At 60.6% G+C, this 1,170-nt stretch carries 1 protein-coding gene; it reads right to left on the bottom strand.

What is annotated here, in order from left to right; translation table 11 throughout:
• Positions 1 to 20: 20 nt before the first annotated feature.
• A complete protein-coding gene (locus tag ACFOM8_RS22980) occupies positions 21 to 953 on the bottom strand; it encodes an IS110 family transposase (RefSeq protein ID WP_377764682.1) in 933 nt (310 codons plus the stop codon).
• Between the last annotated feature and the right edge of the window lie 217 nt (positions 954 to 1,170).

Genomic DNA, 1,170 nt, shown 5'->3' with positions numbered 1-1,170 from the left:
TCAGAAGATATCCGTCTTGGTCAAGGGGCGGTTTGTGCCCATTTTCGGTCGTCCCGGATCAGGGCGTTGGCAAGGACGATGAGCTTGCGCATGACGGCTGTGATCGCGACTTTCGCGGGCTTTCCGGCGTCGCTGAGCGTCCTGTAGACTTGGCCGAGCTGGGGATTGTAGCGGATCGAAACGAGCGCGGGCATATAGAGCGTGGTGCGCAAGGCGCCTCGACCGCCTCCGATCTTGGAGCGACCCTTCCATTTCCCGGACTCGTGCGTGATCGGGGCGAGACCTGCGAGACTAGCAGCCTCCTTGCCCGATAGTGTACCGAGCTCGGGCATCTCCACGATCATTGCAACGGCAGCAATCGGACCGATGCCTGGAATGGACATGAGAACCTCATAGCGTCGGACGAGGTCGGCATCCTCGGTGACGAGGCGCCGCAATTCTACGTCGATCTGGTCGATCTGCTTTTCGACCTGCCGTAGGCGGGCACGGAGATGAGCCAGCACGACCTGGTTACGCGCCCCATGAAGGCGATTGCGGCATGCGGTGCGATCTTTGATCAGGCCGATGCGGTAAATGTGCAACTCCCTGATTTCATGCATTCTGTCGGTGCGGGCAGGCTTGGCGTCGAGGCTCAGAACTGCTCCCATCCGCGCCAGAAGTGCGGCATCGACACGATCGGTCTTGGCGCCTTGGCCGATGGCTTGGGCAAACTTTCGGGCCCGGTTCGGGTTCACCTTGACCAGACCGTGACCGGCCGCGTCCAGCATGCTTTCCAGGTCCCTGTGGTATCGGCCGGTCGCCTCATAGACGACTCGAGCGGGCGCCTTTCCAATCCAGCCACAAAGGGCCTTGAGCCCCGCCTTGTTATTGCCGAACTGCATGTGCTTGCCGTCCGACAGACGGTGAACGTCAACCGTGTCTTTGGAAATGTCGACTCCGATAGTATCCTGCATCGCCTTTCGTCTCCTGCGCTTGTCATGCGGGGCAAGGACATGCGCCTTCCCCATGTATCCGTTCAGGTCTTCCGAAAGGCGGGGGTGGTCCTACTTCTGACCGGTTCGTGGAAACCTCTTCCGTGTCGACCCGTCCCCCGCCGCTCTCCGGCATGTATAAGGTGCCGGAGAGCGGCTCCCGTATCGCACAGGAGCCAGGAAGAATCTTAAGACAAGC

Origin of the sequence: Paracoccus angustae (assembly GCF_042648745.1) — a bacterium.
In the GTDB taxonomy this organism is placed as follows: Bacteria; Pseudomonadota; Alphaproteobacteria; order Rhodobacterales; family Rhodobacteraceae; genus Paracoccus; species Paracoccus angustae.
This window is presented reverse-complemented; position numbering and strand designations above follow the sequence as displayed.

What these genes read in the sequence shown, in the direction of transcription:
- ACFOM8_RS22980 (WP_377764682.1), bottom strand. Translation starts at nt 953, where the DNA reads ATGCAGGATACTATCGGAGTCGACATTTCCAAAGACACGGTTGACGTT.